Source organism: Streptomyces milbemycinicus (assembly GCF_002154605.1).
Classification (GTDB): Bacteria; Actinomycetota; Actinomycetes; order Streptomycetales; family Streptomycetaceae; genus Streptomyces; species Streptomyces milbemycinicus.
This window is the reverse complement of record NZ_MUNE01000635.1, coordinates 1-3403: the sequence shown is the minus strand read 5'-3', so window position 1 is coordinate 3403 and position 3403 is coordinate 1. Positions and strand designations below refer to the sequence as shown.

Genomic DNA, 3403 nt, shown 5'->3' with positions numbered 1-3403 from the left:
GGCCACGGCATCCTCGTCGCCGGTCGACCCCACTCCGCGCAAGCCGGTGATGGCGGAGCCCGTCGACGCCCCCGTGCGCCCCGAGCAGTGGCGCCCCCGGCGGGACGGGGCGCCCTCGGCACCGCTGTGGACCGAGCGCTACGACCCGGCCGCCGACCCGCTGGCGGAGGGTCCGGGCCGCGGGCCGCAGACGCTGGGCGGGCGCGACACCGTCATCCGTGCGTGGATCCGGCGCGTCCAGGCCGACGACGGCCGCTGGGTGCGCAACCTGACGCTGAATCTGCCGGTGCGGTTCGGCGACGGGTTCTCCGCCGACCGGCTCCCGGGCTTCCAGGAGCGGATGCGCGGACTGCTGGACACCCAGCTCAACCACGGCCTGCCGCTGCCGCGCTCCGGCGACCAGCTGCACATCGACGTGAACTTCGTCCACGCGCCCGACCACCCGGAGGCCATCGAGCTCAGCTCGACCGCCGACCCCACCGAGTTCGACCAGTTCTCTTTCCGGCTGTACTCCGACGACCCGTCTCTCGGGCCGGAGGAGAACGCGGTGCGCCGGCGCAAGAACGACGCCCGGTCGCTGCACGAGCTGATGCACTTCGCCGGTCTGGGGGACCGGTCGCTCGACCCCTCCTCGCTCTTCCGCCGCATCGAGAACGGCTCGGTCGACAGCGTCGGCATCATGGCCGATCCGAACACGCTGCCCGACCGCGCCGTGCCGCTGCACTACCTGAGGACCATCGAGGACGCCGCCGACTCCGGTCCCGCCGTGCCAGACCACCCGAGGTCGGCCCGGCCCCTGCCGACCACCACCTCCGGCGACCCCGCCGATCTGCTGCCGCCCGCCCATCTGCGACCGGCGCATCCGCCGTCCCAGGCGAACGTCGGGGTCACCGCGGCGCCCAAGGACGTCGAGGACCTCAAGGAGCTGTGGGACCGGGCGGTCGAGCGCCTGGGCCCCGGCGGCGGGCCCCTCACCATCACGGTGGACGGCGGCAGCGTGACCGCGCCGCAGCTGATGACCGCCGTCCTGGAGCGGATCGGTGCCACCGACCGGGCGGGCGATTTCACCGTGCCCAAGCCCAAGGTCAAGCTCACGGCGGGGGCCACCCACAAGGTGCTGCTCTCCTTCAACGCCGACGGCCACCGCGGCACCGTCAGCCGGGAGATCCGCATCGAGTCGGCGCAGTCGGCCACCGCCGCCACGCCCGGGCCGGCCGGTCCGCCGCGTCCCCCGTACGACCCGGCGACCACGCCGGAGGCCAACGCGCGGGCGCTCACGGTGGGCCGCGACGTGGCCGCGCTCATCAACGGGCTGATCCTGGACGACGGGCGGACGCGGGACGTCCAGGGGCCCGTCGTGCTCACCGGCGGCGCCCAGGCCAATCTGCGCTTCGGCAGCCCGCGCCCCCTCGTCGGTCTGGACTTCCGGCTCGCCACCCCGGATGTGCGGCGGCACGAGGAGCTGATCAACCGGGCCCTGGCCGAGCACTTCCCGAGCCCGCCCGGTGCCGCGCCCAATGTCCTGCGGCAGGACGGGCGCGACCCCCGTGCGCTCAGCGGACAGATCAACGGCGTCGACATCACCATCGGCCCGAGCACCGACCCGTACCGCGACACGGACGAGGCCGACGGCATCGCCGTCCCGTCCCTCGTGGACTCCCTGGTCGACACGGCGTACGCGCTGGCCGCGCGGCCTGACCGGCACAAGCGCGGCTCGGACCTGTTCGACCTGCTGTGGGCGCTGGGCGGGCACCCGGGCCTGGACGCGGCGCTCGCCGACGAGCTGGTGCGGCGGCGGGGCGCGGAGTACGCCGCCCAGCGGCCGGCCCAGGCGAAGGCGGATGTGACGAGCCAGTTCATCGACGTGCTGAACGGGCTGATGGGGACCAAGGCTGCGCGCGAGGCCCTGGAGGCCCAGTGGCGCGAGTTCGGCGCCACCCCGGAGGATGTCGGGCGGCTGCGCACCACCCTCGCCGACCTCGCCGACAGCTTCCGGGCCGGGTCCGGCCCGCACCGCGCCCTGGTCCTGACGGCGGGCAACTTCACCGGCGACATGTTCGGCCTCGCCACCGCCCTCTCGCTCAACCCGAAGCTGCACGTCGGCGTGGTGACCGGACCGCGCACCCGCGACCAGGTCGGGCCGTTCCTCCGGAAGACCCTCACCGCCCCGGTGCACGCCCGCCACGCCCGGGCGATGGCCGAACTCGAGGCGAACACCGAGCTGTCGCCGAGCGAGCGCGCACAGGCGCGGGACCGGCTCACGGCCCGGCGTGACGCCGAGCTGCGCGCGCAGGAGAACCGCCTCCACACCCTCCACACCGACGATCCGCACCAGCTGTACACACAGACCGCCAACGGCTACGAGGCCCTGCCCTACGACGCGATGAGCCCGCCCGTGCCGGCGGGGCTGCGCAGCACCCGGTTCCAGAAGCCGACGAAGTACGCCACGAGCGAGGTGGCGCAGGTATGGGACGGCCAGGGGCGCTCGCGGGCGAAGATCCGTGGCGCCTGGGGCCTGGACAACCCCCACACCGAGCGGGTACGACGCTTTCTCGCGGCACGCGGAGTGCCGGAGGGCGGCCCGCACGTGGTGCTGTGGTCGCGGCTGGGGAGCCGTCAGGAGGGCGACGCGCACCCCCAGCACGACAGTGGCACGACCGGGCTGCGGCAGATCATCGACCATCTGCCACCCGGTACGAACGTGATCATCGCGGGCGACAACGCACAGAGCGGTGCGCTGAAGCGGCTCGCCGACGGCTATGACAACGTGCACGACCTCACGGAGTTCTGGAAGGACGACGACTGGCGGCAGGCGTTCCCCGACGAGACGCGCGAGGTCCAGTTCCAGGTCTTCGACCACCTCTCCCAGGCCTCCGGCGGCCAACTGAAGCACCTGGGTTTCCGCAGCGGCAACCTGGAGGGCTACGCCCTGATCGGGCATCAGGTGCGCTACCTGGAGGAGACCGGGAACCGCCAGGCCAAGCGCATGAAGGCCTGGCACGACCCGAAGATCGGCTACCAGCGGATCACCGTCAACAAGGTGCCGACCCTCGCCGGGCAGTGGGTGGTCAAGAACGCCGAGGTGACCGGCAACGAGGCGCCCGTGCCGTGGTGGTCCGACCTCGACAGCGCGAACACGGGGTCCCGCGCGCGGCTGAAGACCGAGTCGCTCGCCGCCTTCGGCATCAAGAACACCCCGGCCCAGCGCGGCTTCGACCCGCTGGACCTGGAGGCCATCGGCTCGTATCTCGGCTTCTCCGCCCAGGGCTCGCAGGGCGCGCTCGACGCGCGCCCCCTGCCGCCGCCTCCCGGCACCCCGGCCCCGGGCCCGGCCACCGGCCTGACGGGGCAGCGGCCGCGGGCGCGGCGGCCCGCCCCGTCAGGCCGGTGGCCGGGCCCGGGG

At 73.9% G+C, this 3403-nt stretch carries 1 pseudogene; it reads left to right on the top strand.

Annotation, left to right across the window (positions count from 1 at the left end):
* Nucleotides 1-3403, top strand: a pseudogene (locus CCN51_RS55335) (hypothetical protein); the annotation flags it as partial.